Below are 21,592 nucleotides of genomic sequence, written 5' to 3'. Positions count from 1 at the left end.
CTCCGCAAAGTGTGTAAGACTTCTACGAACTGGCACGGTAGTAGATGTCCCAACCGCGTTCTTGCAGGTGTTTGGCGTGGACGAGCACTTTTATCGTGTAATCGACATCGGTTTCATCCAGCGTGCTGTCGTCCTCAATGATGAAATGCTCGCTGGCGCTCTGCGGATCGTCATCGATCTGATCGAGCTGATCTTCCAGTTCGGTCAGAACTTCCGAAGAAACGAAGGAAGGCCGGCAGTCGTCGTGCCCTCCCTGTACGTTGTTGACGAACCACTGGTGCAACGGATCGAACTTCCGCCAGTAACCGACGCGCACCGACACGCCGGTGACTTCCAGCAGGGTTGGATCGTTATCAGGCTTCTCCGCTGGCGGGACATAGCCGATGGCCTTACCAATCGCCGCGCGGATCGGCGCCAGGGTTTCGTCGTAGGGAGGCAGATAGAACCGTGCTTCCAGATACATATCCAGACCCATGGCACCCTCCTTCAGGCGACCAGCTTCATCAGCTCGTCCCACGCACGCTGCTTGATCAGCGCGCCCTGGCCAAACCAGGCGGCATCGCGGCGGTGATCATGGCTGCGCGCGCGACGGTGCTGATCCACGAACTCGGTCACGCTGTTGAGGAGACCCCACGCCGTACCGCGACTGGAGGCCATCAAGGCACCCAGGCCGCCACCTTCATACAGCGCACGCACCGTAGCGACGGCTTGTTCGTTGACCACCGCAGACTGGGAATTCTGTCCTGGGTAGGTAAGGACGCGACGCAACAATCCCTCTACGGAATCGGGATCGACCGGGCGATCGACCAGTGCCTTCATGCGCGCGACAAAGCCATCCCACGACGATACCGTGATGCCAAGCTGGCGCTTGACTGCATCGGGATCGAAGGCACTGCGATGCGGTACCTTGATGGCACCGTTGGTCTGACCCAGGGCGATTTGCAGCGTGTTATTGCACACCACGCGGACACTGGTGAACTGCGCTGTCGTTGCCAGCGTGCCGTCGCAGGCGGTGGCCAACAGCAAGTAACCATCGACCTTGTCCCGACCCTTCAGCGTGGTGCTCTGTCCGGTGCGCGCCAGCGCCCAGAACTTGCGCCCTTCGCGCAGCACGCCAGCGGTTTCCAGCTCGAAACCGTTACAGGCCGTAAGGTCGCGGTAGAACTCCAGGATCTCGCCCGGCTGGACAACCTGGAAGCGCTTGCTGACCACCGCCAGCGGTGCCTTGGTATCGGAGCGGTATAACACCTTCTGCTCTGGAAAGACGTTGACGACGCAGACGTTGTTTTTGCCGCTGATGTAGCGGACTTCGGATTCTTCGATCTGCCAGTCCATACCGGCGTTGACCTTCCAGACATCAATCGACTGCTGGGCTTCCAGCTTCTTACCAAGACCATGCCACGGCTGCTCGCCGGCATAGGCCATCGTTTCGACCAGGTGCATGTTTGTTTCCTCAAAAGTAGACGGCATAAACGCCAAGCGCCCGGTTGAGGCCGGGCGCTTGGTCTATGCATGGGTTATTGAGATGACGGGCGAATCACCGCGTCAGGCAGGTTTGTTACCGAAGGTCTGCCCGCAGTCAGCACAGCGGTACTTGTCGAGAACGTTGTCGTCCACCACTTCACCGAAGGCGGCGCCTGCCGCACATCCGGTCGCGCCACCGATCAACATGGCCAGCACGCCGCCAGTGAGAGCACCCACCGCTGACCCGACCGGTCCTGCCACAGCGCCCGCAACAGCTCCTACTTCCGCGCCCGACAGCACTAGTGCGACGCCACTCGTGGCACCTGCCACTGCACCGATGGTGCCGCCGACTTTCTTTCCATACCGACGGGTTTCAATGCGTATCGAACGGCAGACAGGGCAAGCTGGAGCCCCCGGGATCAGTCCCGACGGCGGCGAGGATTCATCCCGTACGTACGGGATCATTGCGGTTTGATCTTGCATCACCAACGCTCCATAGCAGAAGAACACCCATGCATCGATTGGCATGGATGGAGCAGCGGGGATATCCCTGCTCGCGTGGGTGATATATGGCTGAAGATTTTTCGGTCGAATAAGGGGGGCGCTGTCGATAGGCTCAGGATGCCACCGCCCGTTGATCGTAGGTTTATACGATGGCATGGAACGATCGAAATCCCTGTAATCGCAGGAGTCTCAACCCATGAGAAAAAAGCACATCACCATGACTATCAGTTGACGTGCCATCCCCACAGTCTGGGGCAACCAACAGGAGACAGATATGTTCAAAGTTATCGGTGCCGTGGTGGTCTATGGGTTTGCTCTTCTTGGTCTGGCGCGATACCTTGAAACGATGCACTCAAGCGATTGACTCACAGACAAGGCCGCCCTGTGAAGCGATACATGGTTTCTGTCACGGCTTACGACAAGGATGGAAAGCGTCCCAACGGCAACACCTGGGCTATCGACGCTGAGAATCAGCGCGACGCCATCGAGCTGGCCAAGAGCAAGTAGTGGACCGACGTCGCTACCGCCAAAGTCGTCGCTAAGATTGGTGCTGTTTTTGACCGGAAACAGCGCTGATACACTAGCTCTCCAGCGCGTAAAAAGGGGGGAAGACAGTGGGTGGTCAATCGAAGAGCCTGCAAAAATTCATCACCGTGGTGCCTGACGAAGCACTCCAAACCGAAAAGGTAGAAAAGAAAGGCTTCGACTGGGGCGGGATGACAAAGTCGTTCACCGGCGGCAAAAACTTAATGGACACAGCGAAGTCCGCAGTAGCAGATGGCGATTGGAAAACAATTGCAGCAGTAGGCGTAACCGTAGGCGTAACTGCGGCTGCGGCGGCTGTGCTGGCACCTGAGATTGCGGTCGGTGCTGCAGGTGCCGCCTTGACCACATACGGAATGTCTGCGCTTTATGACGCAGTTCGCGGCATGCGTTCAGAAGGATGTGATGTAAAGGTTCTGGGGGAGTCGTCCGTTCGAGAATTGGTCTTCTTGCCTGGTCATCCGCGCCCAAAGACGGTTTACGCGCAACATCCAGCCAACGAGCTTATTTATTTCCCAATCTCTTCCTTCCACCGTCGTGTTTTTGAAAACAAGTTTAGCGAGGCCATCCGTCTTCTTGCTGCACTGGGTGCGAGAGAGATCCAAGTAGAGCATAAAAAAGGTTGGGACCGGGCATTCGCCGCATCGTTGGCAGCCCCCATTGCTACACAAACAGGGGTAGCACAGGTTGATGCTTCTGGTGGTACGTCCGCCAAAGCTAGCGAAAACCTACTGTTCACGGCCACTCTCCCAGGAAGCGATACACCCAAAGTGATCGATAATCCCATTTGGTTGCCATTCGAGGACACATGGCAGGCCATTGTTGAGCAACGAATGGAGCATGGCCTGAAACAGTTCACACTTTCCGTCAACTATGAAGACGACTACTCAGTAAATGCTAGTTTGAAAGGGAAGATCGATAAGGCTGGCCTGGAAATTGGCGGCAAGTTTGAAGACCATGTCGCCACCCAATGGACCATGCAGGGTACATTTGGAAGAACAGTGGGTTGAGTAGTTCAGAAACCCTGCGCCTGACCGAAAAACACAGAGACGTATAGGTCACGAGCCCAAGGTATTCGACCGGGACGGCCTACCAGATCGCGCATGTTCGCTTCCTGCCAGGTGTAACGTCTGGCCTTTGGGTCCCGGGAATTTGCCCATAAGTTCGTAGTAACTCCTGTTGCCGCCGCATCCTATTCAGTAGTTACATGTATACGTAGCGAGGATCGGCATCGCAACGCTCATGCAACTAACTCGGCTCGTTTGCGCCGTTACAGAGTTCATCGGTGATTTTTAATATTTTTCCTGCCAAGTCCTCTTTGCGATGTACAAGCGCTTGATAGTCAAAACCTTGAGGGAGCGGGCGCCCCTGCATTTGCGAAACTACCTCACTAGTAACGGTAAGGGCCGCCGACAAGGCGGATAATCGCGCGCCAATGGCCGAAAATTTTGCTTGTTCAGTGAGTGCAGCCGCAGTTTTGGCCTGCGCATCAGCAGACCGCTCGAGCTGTTCAAGAGTTACTGCGAGCTCTTTGCGCGAACCTTCAAGCTCTTCGCGCGCGTATTCTAACTGCCTACTTTGAAGAACCAACGTAAGAACAAGTGCCAGCAGCGCAAAAAAGCTCAAGAGTGGACTGAGTGAGCCGCCAATAAATTCGCCAAACTGCCCCCAAACCGCTCGATCCGTGCTAAACGATCCACCGAATTGCATGAAGTACGCTGAGAACGTGACGACAGTTGCAGCGATAGAGAAAGCGACGATAAGCGCTAGTACTTTTAGAAGCTTCTTGGCATCAAGTGCTTCCAACCTTGTTGCAAGATCCTTGGACACAGCACAACCTCCTTGGCCAGTTAACGTCAAGATTAAATCAACGCCGACGCCCAGTATCACCTAGATACGGATCGCGCCATGGCGACGGCGCAAGACATTGGTGCTCGATGCGTGGCAGCGCCGTCGCTAGCTGTTCGACCTTTTCTCTGCTATTTCGCTTGCTCTTTCTCGACGAGAAGGCGTAGCGCTTCATGCTCGCGCTCCCAATACCCCATGTGATCAAAGCCAAAATATGCTGCCGCGGCTGTTGCGGCCATCAGCATCTGCTCAATGGAGCATATCAGGAGCCCAGCAGACGCTTTCAGATCCGGACTATTGGTCAGGCCGGCAATTTCCCCGTTGTCGCCGACGAGCATGTACTCAGTCAAGTCGCGCACCGTTGTGTGCACCGATGCGCTGAACATGGCATACACACCAAGGTACCAATCATGGAGTCCCGCCGCCTTGGCAATATCCGCCGTTGTGAGATCTCGGGAATTCGTTTCCGCGATGTCAGCCTCGATTTGTGCCAGTGAGTCTTCCGTAAGGACTCCATCGGCATCCGGTACAACACCTCTCTGCACCAGTTGCTCTGCTTTTCGGAAGTGTTTCTTTCGCTTCACCGCGTCGGCAACGACGAGTCGCTCGCAAAACTCACTATCAAGGCAAGCGCGAAGACCGAACAGCGATTCCATGGCTGCTCGAAGCACCACTTTCGCCTGCGAGGAAAGGCCTCGTTCGAGGAGAATGACGGAAGCCTGGACGCTGTTAATGGTGCGCGAAAAAAAAGTGGCCACCACAAGCCCCTGCACGTCTTCCGGCTCGACTACAAGTCGTCGCTGGATAGAGAGCGCATAATCGTTGACGCGATACAGCTGATCGAACAACTCCTTGTTCTCGTCTCGCGCCTGCTCCACAACACCCTGAATCTCACTTGAGAGAAATCCACCGCTCCACATGGTCCGCTCCGCAATAATAGCTTCACATGCACCTACTTTATCTCAGCGCGAGTCGGCACTGCGCCCGCAAGTGCAGCGGGCGCTATAGGGGCAAGAACTGCGGCTGGTTACTGCGCGGTTGCTGGCGAGCGTCCGATCACGTTGCCCTTGCCGTCGGTGCAGGTGTACTGACCACAAGTAATGCCATCTTGACCAACGTCGGCCGGATTCACCGGAAACATCTCCTTGGCAACCTCCGCGACTGCACCCATTGGTGTACCCGTACCACCAACGCACTGACCGCTTGGTTCGCATTCGACCTGGTATTCGGGGTAGCCCGAGGGTGCCATGTCGAGCACAGTCAACTCCGAGTGGATTGAGATCAACGCATCATCGATGGCGTCCAGTGGTGACTTACCCGGATAGAACGAAGCCACAACATTGCCATAGGTATTCGTCGTCACCTTTGAGTTACCGCCTTGATCTAGAGCCGCCGTGTCCTGCTGGACAGCCTTTTGCATCGCCTGCCAGCTTGGGGTCTGCACCGTGTGCTCAACCTGAGTGGCGTGCGACGTCGGCTCTTTGGTCAACGGCGAGCCTGAGCCATAGGTCTTATCACCCGAATCGTTCGGCGCATTGGAAAGCGTCGAACTGGTACCGCTACTTGCTGGGCTGTTATCAGGCGAGCCTCCGGTGTAGTAGCCGTTCGTATCGTCATCCGACACGTGAGAGCGGCTATACAGATAGCCAAGGAGTGCCGCCGTTGCACATACCACGATGACAGTCAAGAGCGCCAATACTCCCTTGCTTATGGAATTCCTCCGAGTAGGGTAGGGCAACGCTTGGGAAACTGTTGCTTTTGGCGTGACCGACCGCTCTGCGGTGGGGGCATAGCTCTGGAGCGCCTCCGCTTGAACAATCTGCTGCCTGCTTGTTGCAAGAGGGGGTTGTGGCGACGCCGCCTGGGCGATCTGTAGCTTGGCCCGTTTGTACCCAAGAACGAACACGATCAAACGGACAAATACCAGAAAGCCAGCGAACATCTGGCCTGCAAAGTCGAACAACAACATGATTGCGTACATGATCGCCACTTGAATCCAGTACCGCCGAAGTGGTTTCTGGGTGTTTCGCCATCCTTGGAGCCAGCCAGCATGTTTTGCTTGCACGTTCGGCTGGGGAAACTTGTCGCCGTATACCTTCATCACCAACACTGACAAGTTGAAGGCCGTCAGCAATGTAAAAATCAATGTCACAGCATCCATCTATCCCCCCATTTACTCTGGTTGATTACAACGACATACAAAAGCCTGGGGCGCTCCGGAAAGAGCGCCCCAGGCTTCTTACTTGATGTGCTACTACTGAGGAGCCTGCTTCCCTTGCTGGCAATCGGCTTGCCACTCGCTCAACTGATCATTGGAGATGGGCACATCTGCTCCCTGCGCCTTGTGAAAGGCGTCGATCCATCTGTTAACGCACTCGTCGCCGCCCGATGCAGACTGAGCGACAGCTTGTGGAGCGACCTGTGACGCAGATTCCGCTCCACTTTCAGGCACTGCACGACCATCTTGCTGGTGAATGCTTACAACCTGACCAGAGCTCGGGTCATGGAATAGGACATCACCTATCAACTGCCCATTCTCGATCTCGAATTCCAGGAGTGGGTTGCCTGCCGTTGTGAAGCACTCAACCTTGCCGGCAATATGGCCCTGCGACCAATAGGACTTATACGAATGACAATCCCTAAGGGCGCCGCTTGTATCCCCATTTGTCATTCTGTACGGGGGGAAGTTATATAAAACCTGAGGCATCCCGCCTTGAAAGCTATTGATAATCGCATTCGCGATGCCGCCGACGTGGCCATCCTCCCACAGGCCAGTTCGATTCCCATTGTCGTATTCGCCGGTAGAGATGGATGTGGATGGCGGTGAGGTTGAATCATCTTCGGCGTAAAAGGTTGCCTTACCGCTCTCCAGGCCGTTGACGTAATTTACGACCGATTCGACCGTGATGATCTTTACGCCACGTGGGTCGGCTCCAATTTTCCATTTGGCAATGGATCCGCTTTCCGGTTTCCCGTTATCCCACTTGCCGTCAGCAATAACGTTACCGGACTCATCCTTTACGACCTCTTGCCCGTCCTTGCGACCGCCAGACAAGTGAAGATCATCGATGATGGTGCTGCCATCAGAGCCATATGTTTTCTGATCCCCGTCAAGGGTTCCAGACTTCCAATTGAGCTCCGCATACTTCTTTGTCGCATCGAGTGGCGAATAGAGAACGGCCAAGCCATCAAACAAGCCCTTCTCATTCATTGAGAAGGATGCCATCTTGCCTCCGTTGTCATCTTTGCATTCTACGTCGCCATTCATAGCTCCCTTCACGAAGTGAAAGGAGCACGTAAAATTGTTCTGAATGCTTCGACTTTCTTGCAGGTCATATCCAGACATTGGTGCGTAGCTATACAACTTTCCAACAATGCTTGGCGTGTCGTGAACAAACGTCACAACACCGGTAAACGGGTCTTGGTGGTTAACCTGAAAAGCTAGGCCATCATTGAATTCGATGTCCCGCGAGTCAACTGCGTTAGAGCCACAACCAGTCAGACTGATTGCCAGAGGAGCTAGCGCGAGAAGTGTCCAGATTTGTGCATTCCTTTTCATATTTCCCCTTGTTTGTCGAAATTGTGATGGGTGTTGCGGAAAGTTCCTTTGGCGGATAAAGCTGATTGCGTGGCTTCCCCACCAGGGCGTGTAACGCAAATACCTGTGTAACTTCGCCTCAGTAACGGCTTCGCTCTCTCCGTACCGCCTCTCTGTCTTGCGCTGTTCTATCCCCAGCCAGGCAGTCAGCCGGGCTGACCAGACTATGGCCAGAGCGTCATCTTGCATGGCTAAGCTGAACTGAACCGAAAATCGGTTCAGCGGTAGAATTTTGAAGTCTCGCGTGATCAAAAAATCCCCGCAAAAACCTGGGCTTGTGGCAAAGCCGTATCCAGGGTCCGATAAGATAGAACCGAAGAATAGGTCAGCCTAGCGTCGCCCTATGGTGCGGCGATGGCTACCCGAACAGTCAAAAAATTGAAGAGCGTGGATAAGGGTGAATACGCGGTAGCGTGGGCGCTCTTGAAAGCCGCACGCCAAGCCGCGAAGCTCACCCAGCGACAACTGGCTGCCAAACTCGGGCGGTCCCAAACCTTTGTAGGTGACGTTGAATTGGGGCGGCGACGCTTGGATATTTTGCAGCTTTATGAGTGGTGTAAAGCTACCGGGACTACGCTGTCAGCCTATGCATATCAGGTGGAAAGCACGCTGGACGTGCTTCCGAAGAATCTGCCTAAAACGGTTCGAGCCCCGAAGGCGCGCGCACCCAAGAAATGAAAACGCCGCCCACGAGGGACGGCGGTCGGTGCATCGGTCATCCCTGATGGGGGTGGGCCCACCCCCAGATGCCAGACTTCCCGGCAGTGCCGATGGTGAGGGCATCCCGTTGGCGTTACAAGTCACCTATGATCCGTTTTCCGGGTCTACGCTTCCGCCTGCATGCGAGGTGTTCACGACGGACCTCACACCTTGTATGAACCGGGCTGATGGCTCACGCCGGTTTCACAAGCGGAATGGTTCCATCATCAGCTAGTTTTGGGGACCGTATGAGCTGAGGGTTTGTCGTCGTCGAAAAAGGGGGAGGGGATGGACAAAGGAACAGGGCGCAACACACGCCGAGCTCATGAAACATTGCGACAGCTCGCCGTTGCGTTGGGCTTTGCAGCCGTCTACTTTGCGCTGCGGGCTATCTCGTTCTCACACTGGGATCTCGTGGCTGGCCTGGAGCTGGCCGCCCTCATCTTGCTCCCTTATCGCTATTGGGCGGCCCTGGCGGCTGGTGAATTCATTCCTCTTGCCACCGTAGCTATTACCTGCGTAACTTCTTTCGGCTTGGCCTGGGCCAGCTTCAAGGCCATCCCGTCCATCTGCCTGGTCATGCCCATCGTGTATGTGTGCCGTGAACGCCTGGGCTTGATCTGGCGCCGCGGCGATGGCGTCAGCATGCCCGTGCTGGTGCTCTGCACCGCAGCGGCGGCATTGGCGGTAGCGGGCTACAACATCCTCCTCCTCGCGCTGGCTCCCCGCCCGCCGGGGTATCCGCCGCTTCATCAGTGGATGTTGCGCTACGTGCTCGGGCATTCGCTTGGCATCTTAACCGTCGCGCCGTTGGCCATCGCGGTGTGGGTCGCCGTGCGTGGCAAAACCCTCAAAACTCTAGCCTCAGAACTTCGCGACAACCGGATGCTGGTGGACAGCGTCGGTGTTCTTATTCCCGTCTTGGGATTGCTGCTTTGGATTGGCTCACGCGCAAAGCTGGGATCGGACATGCGCTACATGGCCCAGGTCGCCATGTTCCTGCCGCTAGTGATGTTGGCGCTTAAAAACGGTTGGCAAGGCGCGGCGATCGGGAGCACAGCGGCCAGTATCGCCATCGTGATGCTGATGCCCGCGAAATACGATCACGCCACGTTGCACGCTCAGGTCCTCTTGCTCTTTGTAACCTCCACCATGCTGATCATCGGTTCGAAGATCACGGCATGGCATCGCCAAGATCAGCAGGAAAAGCAGGATATGCGCAACGCGTTGGCGTTGGCGCAGCGGAACTATCATGAAGGCGAACGTCAGTTGCGGCGCGCTGCTTACATGCTCCGCGAAATGCAAACGCTCGGTTCGTCCTGGTTCCGCTTCCCAACCCAGATGAGCGACTACCAGCGGGCACAACCCGTGGTCGATGCCGCCAACCGCTTCATCGAATACTGCGATCCTCTGGAAGGCCAAGGTCGAAGCCTGCCCAAGGCGCTGGAAAAGGGTAGCCTGGCGCAAGTGTTGTCCCAGCACCAGGTTCCGTTTCGCACGAATTTCCACGGCGGCGTGAGCGCGTTACCAAATGCCATGCATCTGGCGATCTATCGCATGATTTGCGGCGGCGTCACGCACCTGGCCGCGCAAGATCACGTGGGTCAGGTCGTGATCAACGTTCGGTGCGTGCATTACCGCGACCAGCGGTGGGTCATCCTGCGCATGACGGGAACGGAGGATCACGATCCTTTCCCGTTGTCAGAATCGCGCTTGATGGCCTTGCAGCAGTTATCGCGTCATACGAATTTCCAAGCCATCAATGACGACGCGGCGACCTTTGGGGGCGCCGCGCGTCAACGCGCCAGCGAGCGAGGTCTGCATCTCACTGTGGTGATGTCGGCCTGACGTTACTGGATCTGTTTCACCACATCACCGCACTCACCGGGATCTGTGCAGGTGTCCAGCAAGGGTGAAGCGGTGACATTCAGCGCGCCGTTGCTGGCGGGCGTGGCTGTCACCGTTACAGCTTGGTCCTGATACACAGTTTCCGTGCCGGCACTCGTGGCTGTATTGGTCTTCATCGTGGTCACGTGCGCTGCATCCGTCCCGATCGGCAGCGCCAACACTGTGCCATTTGCCGTTGCAATGGCACTACGCACTGTGCCATTGAGGCCATTGACCTGCACATACTCAATGCCATCTTTTGCGAAGACATACACGTGGTAATGCGGGCTTAAACTGACATCAGTGGCATTGGGCCACGCTTGCCCCAGGCCTGTGGACGGCGCGCCTGCCCAAGCAGCGCCAGAGAGACCGAAAGCCAAACTGATGGCGAGCACTGCACGCTTACTCTTCATATAAAAGTCCCCTTTGCTCATGTGGTGGATGCCCGTTCCGTGGAACAGGCAATCTAACACCGCAGCTTGACCGACATTCGGTAGGTGCGATGTCAACGTTCAGCACGGCAGGGGGTGTGTGATGGAAATGTGAAGACTGCATGCGATGAAAGGTCATGCTGGAGTGACCGTCAAAATCGCGCGTGCCCGTGCGTCGGAATTGGATATCACCACCATCAACGCCAAGCACTAACTTCAGGCAGACTCGCGCTCAAGCTGAATCACTTTGGCGCCCACGCGAAGGCTGTCCAAATAGTCCGCCCACGCTTGCATCATTTTTCGACGCGCGGGCAAGTGCGAAGTTCGGTTATAAGCGCGGCCATTGGCGTCTTTGACAGCATGGGCTAGCTGGTGTTCGATGTGATCCACGGGGAAGCCCAGCTCCTCGTCCAGCACCGTTCTGGCCATCGCACGGAAGCCGTGCCCAGTCATCGTGTCGCTGTCGTAGCCCATGTAACGCAGAGCCGCATTAACCGTGTTCTCGCTTATAGGTCGGCGCATGCTACGCACACCGGGAAACACATATTTCCCACCGCCAGTCAGCAAGTGCAGCTCGCGCAAAATTGACACAGCTTGATCGGATAGTGGGACTAGGTGCGGCTGCTTCATTTTCATCTTTTCGGCAGGGATATCCCACACGGCCTCGTCCAAGTTGATTTCGGACCACTCGGCATACCGCAGTTCACCCGGTCGTACGAATACCATTGGCGCCAGCTTGAGCGCCGCTATCGTCACGAGCGAGCCTTGGTAGTTGTAGATGGAACGTAGCAGCTCGCCGATCTTCGATGGAAGGATGATGCTGGCAAAGTGCTTGGTTTTCGGGCGTTCAAGCGCACCAATCAGATCAGCTGCAGGATTGCGTTCGGCACGTCCCGTGGCGATGGCGTAACGGAATACCTGACCAGCCAAGCCGCGTGCGCGATGCGCCGATTCCACGATACCGCGCTTCTCCATCTTGCGAAGAGCCGCCAGCAACATCGTTGCGGATACTTCAGCCACTGGTAGGTTGCAGATACTCGCGAGGTCTTTTTCGACCAGGCGACGGCCACGCTCCACGCTGTCCATCCCCATTCCTTCCTTCTCGCGCTTAGCTAGGAACTCCAGAGCCACCGAGGCAAAGGTGTTGCTTGCACGCTCCATCCGTGCGGCGCGTTCGGCTTTGGCAACGTGCGCAAGATTCAATCCCTCTTTCACTTGCGCTCGTGCTTGGTCGCGCTCGCTGCGTGCTTCGGCAAGCGACATGGTGGGGTACTCACCTAAGGCTGCCATGCTCGGCTTGCCTGCATGTCGATAGCGATAGCGCCACAGCTTTGCACCGGTGGGCCGTACTTCGATACACAGTCCATTGGTATCGGCTACGCGATACACCTTCTCGCGGGGTTTCAATGTTCGCAACTTGGTATCAGTGAGCATGTGAGTAACGCTTTTGTGAGTAAGGCATGATTTGAGCCAGCCACTTACTCACAACCTTACTCACTTTTTCATTGGATGCAACAGGACGTCTCGGGACCATTCCGGACATGAGTCGACAAAAAACCCCGCTTTTAGCGGGGTTTCTTTAGATTCTCTGGACTTACTCAGACATCACTGGACAGATATTTGGTGGGCCCACCAGGATTCGAACCTGGAACCAAGGGATTCGCGTGTTCCGAAAGTTTCCTCTCGGCGCGGACTATCTCTTCACCCTCCGACAAGCGGGTGGGGTGCGGGACGCTCGAGCCTGTTATGAAGGACGCTGAAGTCCTCAGGTAGTCTCTGCACCGTCCGGCGGTGTACCGCCGGCTTGGCTCAGGGTTGCCATCGATCCGCGCGAGCGCGTCGCTAAGGTTTCCCTGAATTCATCCCGTTCCCGTCCATGCATTACTGCATGGCGGCACCTTTCGATGAGTCCCCTGCTCTAACCGTTGAGCTATAGGCCCTATCTCCCCGGGGATGATACCAGCACGGCGGTGGATGCGGTGTCGTTCTGCGACGCAAAAAGGTCTCTGTGGAGCTGTCACATACTTCGTTTCTTTAACGTTGCCCGGCTTAGATTATTTGCCCCCTTTCTACGCGGAGGTGCGGCCATGAGTACCGAGACGGTGGCGAAACGGTTGGTAACGTTGTGTCGCGAGGGCAAGTACGAGGAGGCACAGCAAGAGCTGTATTCCAAGGATGCGATCAGTCTTGAGCCGCAGGAGATGGCGGAGGGGCCGATGGGAAATGCGCGGGGATTGAAGGCGATTCTTGAAAAGGGCCATCAGTTCATGGGTAGCCTGGAAGCGATTCACAAGAACGAAGTCAGCGATCCGGTGGTGGCGGATGGCTGGTTCAGTGTCGCGATGCATCTGGATGCCACGATGAAGGGACGTGGGCGGACGGATATGCGGGAGATCTGCGTGTATCACGTGAAGAACGACAAGATTGTGCAGGAGCAGTTTTTCTACGATGTGCATTGAGCGGTTGGTGTTGGCTCGATGCGGTTGTGGCTGAGGTTTGTGGTTTGACGTGATGGATGGGTTTAGTGAGGCGGTTGTTCTGAGGCCGTCATTCCCACGAAAGCGGAGGCGATTTTCAACGGCGGCAGCTGGTCAACCCGGTGTTGTTACTCACATCAGAGCAAAATGGATCCCCGCGTTCGCGGGAATGACGGCAAAGAAAGCGCCGCGCCAAGAACAAGCTTCTTGGCGAGGTTGGCCCCTCACCCCAACCCCCGGATCAAGTCCGGGGCAGGCTCTCTCTCCCACAGGGACTACCTTCGGGTCGCCCGGAGGGGAGAGGGGGAAAAGAAAAAGCCCCGCGTTGGCGGGGCTTTTTGTTGGTGCATAGTGCGCTGGGCTTAGTCGATATCGAGGAAGCTGCGCAGCTGTTCGGAGCGGCTCGGATGACGCAGCTTGCGCAGCGCCTTGGCCTCTATCTGGCGGATGCGCTCGCGCGTAACGTCGAACTGCTTGCCGACTTCTTCCAGTGTGTGGTCGGTATTCATGTCGATGCCGAAGCGCATGCGCAGCACCTTGGCTTCCCGCGGGGTGAGGCCGGCGAGGACGTCGCGCACGGTTTCCACCAGGCCGGTTTCGGTCGCCGAGTCGATCGGCGAGCTGGCGTTGGTGTCTTCGATGAAGTCGCCCAGATGCGAGTCTTCGTCATCGCCAATCGGGGTTTCCATCGAGATCGGTTCTTTGGCGATCTTCAGCACCTTGCGGATCTTGTCTTCGGGCATGTCCATTTCCTTGGACAGCTCTTCCGGGGTCGGCTCACGGCCGAACTGCTGCAGCATCTGGCGCGAAATGCGGTTGAGCTTGTTGATCGTTTCGATCATGTGCACCGGAATACGGATGGTGCGGGCCTGATCGGCGATCGAGCGGGTGATGGCCTGACGGATCCACCATGTCGCATAGGTCGAGAACTTGTAGCCGCGGCGGTATTCGAACTTGTCGACCGCCTTCATCAGGCCGATGTTGCCTTCCTGGATCAGGTCGAGGAACTGCAGACCGCGGTTGGTGTACTTCTTGGCGATGGAGATCACCAGGCGCAGGTTGGCCTCCACCATTTCTTTCTTGGCGCGGCGAGCCTTGGCTTCGCCCACCGACATGCTGCGGTTGATTTCCTTGATGTCGGTCAGCGGCAGGAACAGTTTCTTTTCGATGGCTTGCAGTTTTTCCTGCTCGCTATCGATCTGCTCGCGGTAATTCTTGATGTTGGGCGACCACTTCTGGCGCTTGCGGCCGAGCTCGTTCGCCCATTCGAGGTTGCCCTCGTTGCTGGGGAAGGCTTTGAGGAATTCGGCCTTGGGCATCTTCACGTGCTTGACGAAGATGTCCATCAGCACGCGCTCGTGGTGGCGGATGTCGCCCACGACTTCACGCAGCTTGCGCACGAAGCCGTCGATCAGCGCGGAGGGCAGCTTGAGCTTGAGGAATTCCTCAGCCATCTGGTCGCGCAGCTTGGTCACCTTCTTGTCGCTGATGTCGGTGGCCTTGGGCGCGGACTTCTGGAACTTGCCGTAGTAGTCGCGCAGCAGTTCCATGCGGCGCTTCACTTCTTCCGGGTCGGGACCGCTGGGGCCTTCATCGTCATCGCCGCCGGCGACGTCTTCTTCTTCCTCGTCCTCGTCACCTTCGCTTTCGGCGGCCAGTACTTCGGCTTCGGCCAGGGCGGCGTCGGCAGCCTGTTCCAGGTCGGCGAAGCCAGCCAGGATTTCGCTGAGGCGGCGCTTGCCGTCCAGGTGCTGGTCGTATTCCTCAAGCAGCAGCTCGATGGTCAGCGGGAAGCTGGCCAGGGCGGTCTGTACCTGGGTGAGGCCTTCTTCGATGCGCTTGGCGATGGCGATTTCGCCTTCGCGGGTGAGTAGCTCGACCGTACCCATTTCGCGCATGTACATGCGTACCGGGTCGGTGGTGCGGCCGACTTCGGCGTCCACGGCTGAAAGCAGGGCAACGGCTTCTTCAGCGGCGGTTTCGTCGTCGGTGGCGGAGCCGGGGGCGTTATCGGCCAGCGGGTCGGCGTCCGGGGCGGCATCGTGTACGTCGATGCCGACGCCCTTGAGCACCGCCATGATGTCTTCGATCTGCTCCGGATCGACGATGTCGTCGGGGAGGTGATCGTTGATCTCGGCGTAAGTCAGATAGCCTTGCTCCAAACCCTTGGAGATGAGCGCTTTGATTTCTGACTGTTGCTCGTGGGCTTTGTTATTCATACCGGCCGCCGCGGGATAGGAACCAATCAGTATAGCGATGTGCTGCTTTTTTGACCAGTTTCAAGTGGAAAAATTCGGACACGCACCTACGCAAAAATCGCGCCAAAACGCGGACTTCGGCGTAAATACGAAGAATGGATGGAGACTCTTGCGCACGCTTGGTGCTCAACGCACATCGAGCCAGAACGTCACAGGGCCATCGTTTACCAGGTGTACCTGCATATGGGCGCCGAAGCGCCCGATTTCCACCTTTGGATGAGTGGATCTGGCTAATTCGACCAGCCGCTCGAACCAGCGGCGACCGTGTTCCGGCGACGCAGCGCTGGTGAAGCTGGGGCGCATGCCGGAGCGGGTGTCGGCGGCCAGGGTGAACTGGCTGACCAGCAGCAGGCCGCCGCCGGTATCTGATAGGGAACGGTTCATCTTGCCGGCGTCGTCCGCAAAGACCCGATAGCCAAGCAGGCGTTCCAGCATGCGCCTGGTCTGCGCCTCGCCATCCTCCGGCTGCACGGCCACCAGTGCGAGCAGGCCCGCGCCAATCGCGCCCACGGTTTGGTTGTCGACATCGACGCGCGCGGAAAGGACGCGCTGGATCAGGGCGATCATGGGCGATGAGCTGGGCAGTGACTGAGTGCGGCAACTGTGCAGGGGAATGACGGGACGGTAAAGAGGCGAAGGATGAGTGGCGAGGGCGCAAATTCGGATGGCTTCGGAAGGTGGTGGCCTACATGTGTTCTACGGCAGCGAGCTCGATAGCTTGAGCACATCCTGGCAGTGGCGATGAGGCCGTGCGTTCCACCCTCGCTACTCATCCCGCGTCCCTTTACGCTTACGCGTCCGCCTCCAGGCACCACTAGCTGGCCACATGCGTCCCGATATCTTCCTCGTCTACCTGCTGTTGCGCCTGTTCGGCCTGCTGCCCTTGCGCTGGTTGCAGGGCATTGGCGCGGGCTTCGGTCGGCTGGCGTTGAAGCGTGGCGGCAAGATGGCGCGCTATACGGCGGTGAATATCGCCATCACGCGGCCGGAGCTGGATGAGCAGGCGCAGGCAGCGCTGGTGCGCGAGGCGATGATCGAGGGTGGCAAGTCGATTACCGAGATCGTGAAGATCTGGGGCTCCGGCGCCGAGCATGCGCTGGGGCTGATACGCGAAGTGCGCGGGGAGGCGTTGTTCGATGCCGCGCTTGCTTCCGGCAAGGGCGTGATCATTGCCGCGCCGCACCTGGGATGCTGGGAGTTGCTCAACTACTGGCTGTGCCGCAAGACATCGATGGCGATCTTGTACCGTCCGCCGCGCATCGCCGCGGTGGAGGCGTTGTTGCGCAAGGTGCGTGGTGCGCTGGCGCCGGAGCAGGTTCGCGCTGAAGGTGCTGGTGTGCGGGCTTTGTATAAGCGCCTGGCGGGCGGCGGGACGGTGGGCATTCTGCCGGATCAAAAACCGCGTGCCGGTGAAGGCGAATTTGCCGATTTTTTCGGCCGCGAAGCGATGACCATGGTGTTGCTGCCGCGGCTGGCGGCGCGTACCGGTTCCACGGTGCTGTTTGCATTTGCCGAGCGCTTGCCGCGTGGTGCGGGATATCGCATTCACTTTTTGCCTGCGCCGGAAGGTTTGGCTGATGCGGATTTGCCGCGTGCGTGCGGGGCGCTCAATCGTGGTGTGGAGGATTGCGTGAAGCTCGCGTTCGCGCAGTATCAGTGGCATTACAAGCGGTATTCGGCGGATAACCGGCCGAGTCCGTACGATTTTTAGCTAGCGTTTTTCTCCCTCTCCCCTCCGGGGAGAGGGCTGGGGTGAGGGGGCACTCTTGCGAAAGAGTTGGTTGCGTAGCCCTGAAACATCAAAGCGAACATGTGTCGTAACGACGATGTTTATGGCAAGCGCGGCCCCTCACCCCGACCCTCTCCCCGGAGGGGAGAGGGAGCAAGGCGTTAGTTATCGGCCTTTTCCACGCGCCGCAAAAATACCGTCATTTCTTTTTCGGCTTGCTTGTCGCCGCGCTGGCGCGCCACCTCGATGCCTTGCCGCCACGCATCTGCCGCGCCGGAAGTATCGCCACCACCAAGGCATGCCTTGCCTAATAATTTCCACGCGGCGGAATAGTGCGGATCGAACGACACTGCACGGCGAAGTTCTTCCGCGGCAGCAGCGTGCTCGCCTTGTTCAAGCAAGGCATTGCCCAGCGAGAAACGCAGCAGTGCGCCATCGCGCGGGCCGTTGCATTGTGCGCGCAGGCTGGCGATCAGGCCGGCATTCATGGCTGTTGGCCGTATTGCACGGTCGTGGGGGCTGGGAAGACGGTTGGGGCTTGCGTGGGTTCGGCGGGCGTGCGGCCGGCGCGGAGATCGGCCAGCGTCGCGGCCGGCCAGATTTCCAGCCACGACGAGCGGAACGGTTGCACCAGCAGGCCGTAGCGCAGGGCTGAAGGTTCAACCTGGTCCGGGTGAGTGATGATCAGGCCATCCGGATGTTGCCTGGCGAAATCCTGCAGGGCCTCGGCATTCCAGAGTTCGGTGATCGGCTGGCTCAGTCTTCCCGCGAAATGGAACTGGCCTTCGTAGTTGCCCTGGATGGCCACCGCGTGGTGCCCGGCTTGTGCGCTGGAAATCATCGCCGAGGCCGGGCTGAGATCGTATTTGTGCCACAAGGTCAGGGTGAACAAGGTATTGAGCGCCAGCACGCCGACCAGTCCGGCAAGTGCGACACGGCGCATTTCGCCACGTCCGCGTACCAGCAGCAGGCAACCGAGCAGCAGGAACATCACGCTGAAGGTGCGGCTGTACGGCGCGGCACCTTCGATCCATTCGCCGTGCAGCTTGTGTACCTGGGTCAGGTACGGCAGTGCGAACAGCAGGATCGCAAACAGCACGCTGCCGATACCGAGCGGCCAGCTTCCCAACCAGTAGTTGTCGGCCAGTTGGGCGCGCTGCTCGCGCAATACCGCGATGGCTCCGGCCAGCAGCAGCATCCAGCCGGCGAATTCCGGCAGCAGGTAGTACCACTGTTTGCCGCTGATGAGCGAGAACACCACGAACGACGGGATGACCCAGCACAGCGCAAAACGCAGCCCGTTATCCAGTGGTTTGCGCAGCGTGCCCAGCGCAACCCAGGCGCGCGGCCATGCGCTGAACGGGAACAGCAGCATGGGCAGCGAGATCAGATACCAGCCAATCCAGCGCGGATGGCTTTGCAGCTTCTGATCGGTTTGCACGCCTTTCACAACGCGCCCAGCGGTCTGCGTGAAGAACAGGCGGTGACGGTACGCATCGCCGCCGCTGAAGCCGGCCGGAATCGCCCAGGCCACCAACATCGCCAGGCCAAGCAAGATGGACAGGACGCCGCGCGTATACCAGCGGCCGCGATGTTCGCGTGCCCAGTCGTTCCAGATCGGGCCGAGCAGCCACGGGAACGCGATGTGCAGCAGCATCACCGGGCCCTTGGTCAGCAAACCCGCGCCGATCAGCAGTCCGAACAGCAGCCAGCGCGGTTCGGCGCGGCTGGCCTTGGGGGTCAGGCAGAGCAAGGCACCCAGCACGCAGTCGACCAGCAGCACCTCGTACATGATCTGCAGGCCGAACAGGAACGCGTACGACAACGCCATCAACATCCACGGCGCAGCTTTCGCGACCCATGGGCGTTCGGGAAAGAGGCGGCGTGCCAGCACCGAAACCTGCACCAGCTGGATGGCGCCAAAGATCACTTCCAGCACGCGCGGCCACACATCGCTGACGCCGAACACGAGCCAGCCGGCGTGGATCAGCCAGAACAGCAGCGGCACTTTCTCGCTATACGGTTCGCCGTTGATGTGCGGTACCAGCCAGTGGTGCCCGTTCCACATTTCCCAGGCCACGGCGAGCGTGCGGGTGGAGTAGAGCGGCATCGGGCCGTGGGAAAAGATCGCGATGAGCGCGACCACGGTCCACAGCGGCAGCCATGGCCACAGGGCGCGCAGTGCTTCGGATCGGCGATAGTTATGGGTCGACACTTGCTAAAGCCATCCGTCTCGGGTGGTCGGAATTCTACTGAGCTATGCGGGTGAATTGGCTGTGACGGTGTCGCCGGTCAGGCCGGACCCCAATAGCCGATGCGCCGGCGCAACTTCAATTTGCGCCAGAAATTCAAGGGTTTGGATTTGCGATTGCGGCCACCCGCAGCAATAAACGCATCGATGGCGTCCAGCACGCGTTCACTGGAATGCCCGTCGCGATAGGGGTGGATGGCGTCGCTGAAGGTTTTGATCGCCTGCATCAGTTCCGGCGGCCGCGACAGCGCCCGCTCGATGGCCGGCTCGAATTGCGAGGGGTCGTCGATATCGATCAGCTGCGGACCGGGGGCGCGATTCTTGAACGTCACCACCGGCTTGCCGGTGAGCAGGAATTCGCTCAGCGCGGACGAGGTATCCGAACACATCATGTCGACCTGCGTGAACAGGTCCAGGATGTTGTCGTTTTCAGCGAAGGTCAGGTACTCGTTCTGCAGCGCCTTGAACTTGGCGGTGGTCTCCGGATTCATCTTCGGATGGAACGACACGATCCAGTGCCAGCGGCCGTCGCGCGACAGACGCTTCACTTCCTCATACAAGGTTTCCGCGGCGCTCCACGAAGGCGAGAAGGTGGAGTGATAAAGGATGACCGGCGGCTTGCTTACGGGCGGCAACGGGCCGGCGATTTCCTTCATAAAAGGATCGAGCTTGGGCCAGCCGGTTTCCGTCACGGTGAAATGGCCGAGCTTGTCGGACAGCGCGCCGAATTGCGCGGTGTCTTTGGGGCCGGTGGTGCAGTACAGGTCGAAGAAGCCGCGGATGTACACATGACGCGGCTTGCCGGCGTTGAAGCCGTGGAAGGTTTCCACCTTCACGCCGGGAAAGAAATGCGGCAGATGGTTGCCGGGCGTGATCACCGCGATCGGATTCCAGCGACGCACTTCCTTCACGCTGAGCGACCGCTCGCCTTCGACCAGATCTTCCGCGCCGGGGCCATCGAAGAACCAGGCGGTTTCATCGCCGCGTGCGCGGATGGCTGCTTGCAGCGGTCGCAGGATGGCCAGTGCATAGCGTTCGGAACCGTAGAGCAGATAGTGCTTGGGCATCAGTGATCCAGTCCGCTGCGGGTCAGGGCGTCCGCGGCGGTATCGCGAGAGGCGGGATTCTGGCGCATTTCGAAATAGCGCATGCGCTTATAGGCCGCGTAGCTGGCGGCCGTTTGCGCAATGGCGTAGCCGCGCCAGCCGTCCAGAAAGCCCAGGCGCAGGAAGTAATCCTTGATGAAAGCCAGGGCGAACACGAACGGGGTCTGCCACATGCGTGTGGACTTGTCCTTGTCGTGCCAGTCGCGGCACTTCAGCTCGGCATACAGCAATACCTTAAGCTGCTTCTCGACCAGGCTGGGATTGTTGTCGTGCAGGAACGGCGCCTTGAAGGTGATCGAAGGACCTTTGAACTGCAGCGACTCATGCACACGGACATCGCTCCAGCGGGCGCGGTCGCGATGGTAGAAACGGGCCATTTTTTCGCCGACCGCCGGGCGATACCAGCGCATCGGCTTGCCCATGTAGATCAGATGCCGGCGCAACACGGCGGCGGCGGTATCGCTTTCCATCAGGGCCGGCAGCCGGCGTTGCAATTCGTCGCTCAGCTCGGGCGTGAGGTATTCGTCGGCGTCCAGCGCAAGAATCCACGGGTGACTGCAGTGGCCGGCGGCGAAGTTGCGTTGCGGGCCGAAACCCAGCCATTCCTGCGCTACCACCCGTGCGCCATGGGCGCGCGCAATGGCCACCGTGTCGTCGGTACTGCCGCTATCCACCACCAGTTTTTCGGCGGCGAAGGGCACGCTGTCCAGGCAGCGCGCGATTTTTTGCGCCTCATTGCGGGTCATCACAACGAGCGTGAACGGAAGAAGGTGCGCCATGCGCGCATTCTAGCCTAA

At 58.4% G+C, this 21,592-nt stretch carries 20 protein-coding genes; 5 read left to right on the top strand and 15 right to left on the bottom strand.

Annotated elements, in window-relative coordinates; all coding sequences use genetic code 11:
* Positions 1-22: 22 nt before the first annotated feature.
* The 3 genes from ISP19_RS03370 to ISP19_RS03360 form a co-directional block, all read right to left on the bottom strand.
* Positions 23-475, bottom strand: coding sequence for a hypothetical protein (locus ISP19_RS03370; RefSeq protein WP_204679856.1), 453 nt, complete (start codon positions 473-475; stop codon positions 23-25).
* An 11-nt stretch (positions 476-486) separates the two neighbouring features.
* The gene (locus ISP19_RS03365; protein ID WP_204679854.1) at positions 487-1,443 is read right to left on the bottom strand and encodes a DUF932 domain-containing protein; all 957 of its coding nucleotides are present in this window, start codon (positions 1,441-1,443) and stop codon (positions 487-489) included.
* 102 nt (positions 1,444-1,545) lie between these two features.
* Entirely contained in the window at positions 1,546-1,701 is a 156-nt protein-coding gene (locus ISP19_RS03360; protein ID WP_204679852.1) for a hypothetical protein, read from the bottom strand.
* A gap of 881 nt (positions 1,702-2,582) precedes the next feature.
* On the opposite strand from ISP19_RS03360, the gene ISP19_RS03355 reads away from it, so the two are divergent.
* The gene (locus ISP19_RS03355) at positions 2,583-3,521 is read left to right on the top strand and encodes a hypothetical protein (RefSeq protein WP_204679850.1); all 939 of its coding nucleotides are present in this window, start codon (positions 2,583-2,585) and stop codon (positions 3,519-3,521) included.
* Positions 3,522-3,759: 238 nt separating this feature from the next.
* Here ISP19_RS03355 and ISP19_RS03350 read toward each other — a convergent pair whose 3' ends face one another.
* The 4 genes from ISP19_RS03350 to ISP19_RS03335 form a co-directional block, all read right to left on the bottom strand.
* A complete protein-coding gene (locus ISP19_RS03350) occupies positions 3,760-4,341 on the bottom strand; it encodes a hypothetical protein (protein WP_204679848.1) in 582 nt (193 codons plus the stop codon).
* Positions 4,342-4,490: 149 nt separating this feature from the next.
* Positions 4,491-5,279, bottom strand: a complete 789-nt coding sequence (locus ISP19_RS03345) for a DUF5677 domain-containing protein (protein ID WP_204679846.1) — start codon at positions 5,277-5,279, stop codon at positions 4,491-4,493.
* A 107-nt stretch (positions 5,280-5,386) separates the two neighbouring features.
* A complete protein-coding gene (locus tag ISP19_RS03340; protein WP_204679844.1) occupies positions 5,387-6,520 on the bottom strand; it encodes a hypothetical protein in 1,134 nt (377 codons plus the stop codon).
* 93 nt (positions 6,521-6,613) lie between these two features.
* On the bottom strand, positions 6,614-8,209 hold the full coding sequence (locus ISP19_RS03335; protein ID WP_204679842.1) for a toxin-antitoxin system YwqK family antitoxin: 1,596 nt from the start codon (positions 8,207-8,209) through the stop codon (positions 6,614-6,616).
* A 102-nt stretch (positions 8,210-8,311) separates the two neighbouring features.
* On the opposite strand from ISP19_RS03335, the gene ISP19_RS03330 reads away from it, so the two are divergent.
* Positions 8,312-8,635: a helix-turn-helix domain-containing protein gene (locus ISP19_RS03330; protein ID WP_204679840.1), complete on the top strand. Its 324-nt coding sequence runs from the start codon at positions 8,312-8,314 to the stop codon at positions 8,633-8,635.
* A gap of 282 nt (positions 8,636-8,917) precedes the next feature.
* Entirely contained in the window at positions 8,918-10,504 is a 1,587-nt protein-coding gene (locus tag ISP19_RS03325; RefSeq protein ID WP_204679837.1) for an MASE1 domain-containing protein, read from the top strand.
* Positions 10,505-10,506: 2 nt separating this feature from the next.
* Here ISP19_RS03325 and ISP19_RS03320 read toward each other — a convergent pair whose 3' ends face one another.
* Together ISP19_RS03320 and ISP19_RS03315 are read right to left on the bottom strand one after the other, a co-directional pair.
* Positions 10,507-10,977, bottom strand: a complete 471-nt coding sequence (locus ISP19_RS03320; RefSeq protein WP_204679830.1) for a hypothetical protein — start codon at positions 10,975-10,977, stop codon at positions 10,507-10,509.
* A gap of 213 nt (positions 10,978-11,190) precedes the next feature.
* Complete coding sequence (locus tag ISP19_RS03315; protein WP_204679828.1) at positions 11,191-12,408, bottom strand: tyrosine-type recombinase/integrase; 1,218 nt, start codon at positions 12,406-12,408, stop codon at positions 11,191-11,193.
* 653 nt (positions 12,409-13,061) lie between these two features.
* Here ISP19_RS03315 and ISP19_RS03310 point away from each other — a divergent pair.
* Positions 13,062-13,433, top strand: a complete 372-nt coding sequence (locus ISP19_RS03310) for a SnoaL-like domain-containing protein (protein WP_204679826.1) — start codon at positions 13,062-13,064, stop codon at positions 13,431-13,433.
* A gap of 380 nt (positions 13,434-13,813) precedes the next feature.
* Here the strand turns inward: ISP19_RS03310 and rpoD are convergent, their stop codons facing one another.
* The gene (gene rpoD / locus ISP19_RS03305) at positions 13,814-15,670 is read right to left on the bottom strand and encodes an RNA polymerase sigma factor RpoD (protein ID WP_204679824.1); all 1,857 of its coding nucleotides are present in this window, start codon (positions 15,668-15,670) and stop codon (positions 13,814-13,816) included.
* Positions 15,671-15,835: 165 nt separating this feature from the next.
* Positions 15,836-16,276 carry a D-aminoacyl-tRNA deacylase gene (gene dtd, locus ISP19_RS03300; RefSeq protein ID WP_204679821.1) on the bottom strand — a complete coding sequence of 147 codons (441 nt, stop codon included), beginning with the start codon at positions 16,274-16,276 and terminating at the stop codon, positions 15,836-15,838.
* 259 nt (positions 16,277-16,535) lie between these two features.
* Here dtd and ISP19_RS03295 point away from each other — a divergent pair, with 259 nt between their 5' ends.
* On the top strand, positions 16,536-17,420 hold the full coding sequence (locus tag ISP19_RS03295; RefSeq protein WP_204679819.1) for an LpxL/LpxP family acyltransferase: 885 nt from the start codon (positions 16,536-16,538) through the stop codon (positions 17,418-17,420).
* 179 nt (positions 17,421-17,599) lie between these two features.
* Here ISP19_RS03295 and ISP19_RS03290 read toward each other — a convergent pair whose 3' ends face one another.
* The 4 genes from ISP19_RS03290 to ISP19_RS03275 all read right to left on the bottom strand — a co-directional run bounded on the left by ISP19_RS03290 (position 17,600) and on the right by ISP19_RS03275 (position 21,574).
* Positions 17,600-17,926, bottom strand: a complete 327-nt coding sequence (locus ISP19_RS03290; protein ID WP_204679817.1) for a tetratricopeptide repeat protein — start codon at positions 17,924-17,926, stop codon at positions 17,600-17,602.
* Positions 17,923-19,653, bottom strand: a complete 1,731-nt coding sequence (locus ISP19_RS03285; protein ID WP_204679815.1) for an ArnT family glycosyltransferase — start codon at positions 19,651-19,653, stop codon at positions 17,923-17,925. Before ISP19_RS03285 ends, ISP19_RS03290 begins: the two co-directional genes overlap by 4 nt.
* Before the next feature lie 77 nt (positions 19,654-19,730).
* Positions 19,731-20,756: a CDP-glycerol glycerophosphotransferase family protein gene (locus tag ISP19_RS03280; protein ID WP_204679813.1), complete on the bottom strand. Its 1,026-nt coding sequence runs from the start codon at positions 20,754-20,756 to the stop codon at positions 19,731-19,733.
* Positions 20,756-21,574 carry a glycosyltransferase family 2 protein gene (locus ISP19_RS03275; protein WP_204679811.1) on the bottom strand — a complete coding sequence of 273 codons (819 nt, stop codon included), beginning with the start codon at positions 21,572-21,574 and terminating at the stop codon, positions 20,756-20,758. Before ISP19_RS03275 ends, ISP19_RS03280 begins: the two co-directional genes overlap by 1 nt.
* Positions 21,575-21,592 lie beyond the last annotated feature (18 nt).

The organism is Dyella flava (assembly GCF_016904955.1).
Lineage (GTDB): Bacteria > Pseudomonadota > Gammaproteobacteria > Xanthomonadales > Rhodanobacteraceae > Dyella_B > Dyella_B flava.
Note: the sequence above shows the minus strand (reverse complement) of the source record. Positions and strands in the feature narration are given on the sequence as shown.

Excerpts from the sequence above, each read along its gene's own strand:
- ISP19_RS03345 (WP_204679846.1), bottom strand. The coding sequence starts at position 5,279 with ATGTGGAGCGGTGGATTTCTCTCAAGTGAGATTCAGGGTGTTGTGGAG.
- ISP19_RS03320 (WP_204679830.1), bottom strand. The coding sequence starts at position 10,977 with ATGAGCAAAGGGGACTTTTATATGAAGAGTAAGCGTGCAGTGCTCGCC.
- ISP19_RS03315 (WP_204679828.1), bottom strand. The coding sequence starts at position 12,408 with ATGCTCACTGATACCAAGTTGCGAACATTGAAACCCCGCGAGAAGGTG.
- ISP19_RS03310 (WP_204679826.1), top strand. The coding sequence starts at position 13,062 with ATGAGTACCGAGACGGTGGCGAAACGGTTGGTAACGTTGTGTCGCGAG.
- dtd (WP_204679821.1), bottom strand. The coding sequence starts at position 16,276 with ATGATCGCCCTGATCCAGCGCGTCCTTTCCGCGCGCGTCGATGTCGAC.
- ISP19_RS03280 (WP_204679813.1), bottom strand. The coding sequence starts at position 20,756 with ATGCCCAAGCACTATCTGCTCTACGGTTCCGAACGCTATGCACTGGCC.
- ISP19_RS03295 (WP_204679819.1), top strand. The coding sequence starts at position 16,536 with ATGCGTCCCGATATCTTCCTCGTCTACCTGCTGTTGCGCCTGTTCGGC.
- ISP19_RS03370 (WP_204679856.1), bottom strand. The coding sequence starts at position 475 with ATGGGTCTGGATATGTATCTGGAAGCACGGTTCTATCTGCCTCCCTAC.
- ISP19_RS03275 (WP_204679811.1), bottom strand. The coding sequence starts at position 21,574 with ATGGCGCACCTTCTTCCGTTCACGCTCGTTGTGATGACCCGCAATGAG.
- ISP19_RS03340 (WP_204679844.1), bottom strand. The coding sequence starts at position 6,520 with ATGGATGCTGTGACATTGATTTTTACATTGCTGACGGCCTTCAACTTG.
- rpoD (WP_204679824.1), bottom strand. The coding sequence starts at position 15,670 with ATGAATAACAAAGCCCACGAGCAACAGTCAGAAATCAAAGCGCTCATC.
- ISP19_RS03365 (WP_204679854.1), bottom strand. The coding sequence starts at position 1,443 with ATGCACCTGGTCGAAACGATGGCCTATGCCGGCGAGCAGCCGTGGCAT.
- ISP19_RS03330 (WP_204679840.1), top strand. The coding sequence starts at position 8,312 with ATGGCTACCCGAACAGTCAAAAAATTGAAGAGCGTGGATAAGGGTGAA.
- ISP19_RS03290 (WP_204679817.1), bottom strand. The coding sequence starts at position 17,926 with ATGAATGCCGGCCTGATCGCCAGCCTGCGCGCACAATGCAACGGCCCG.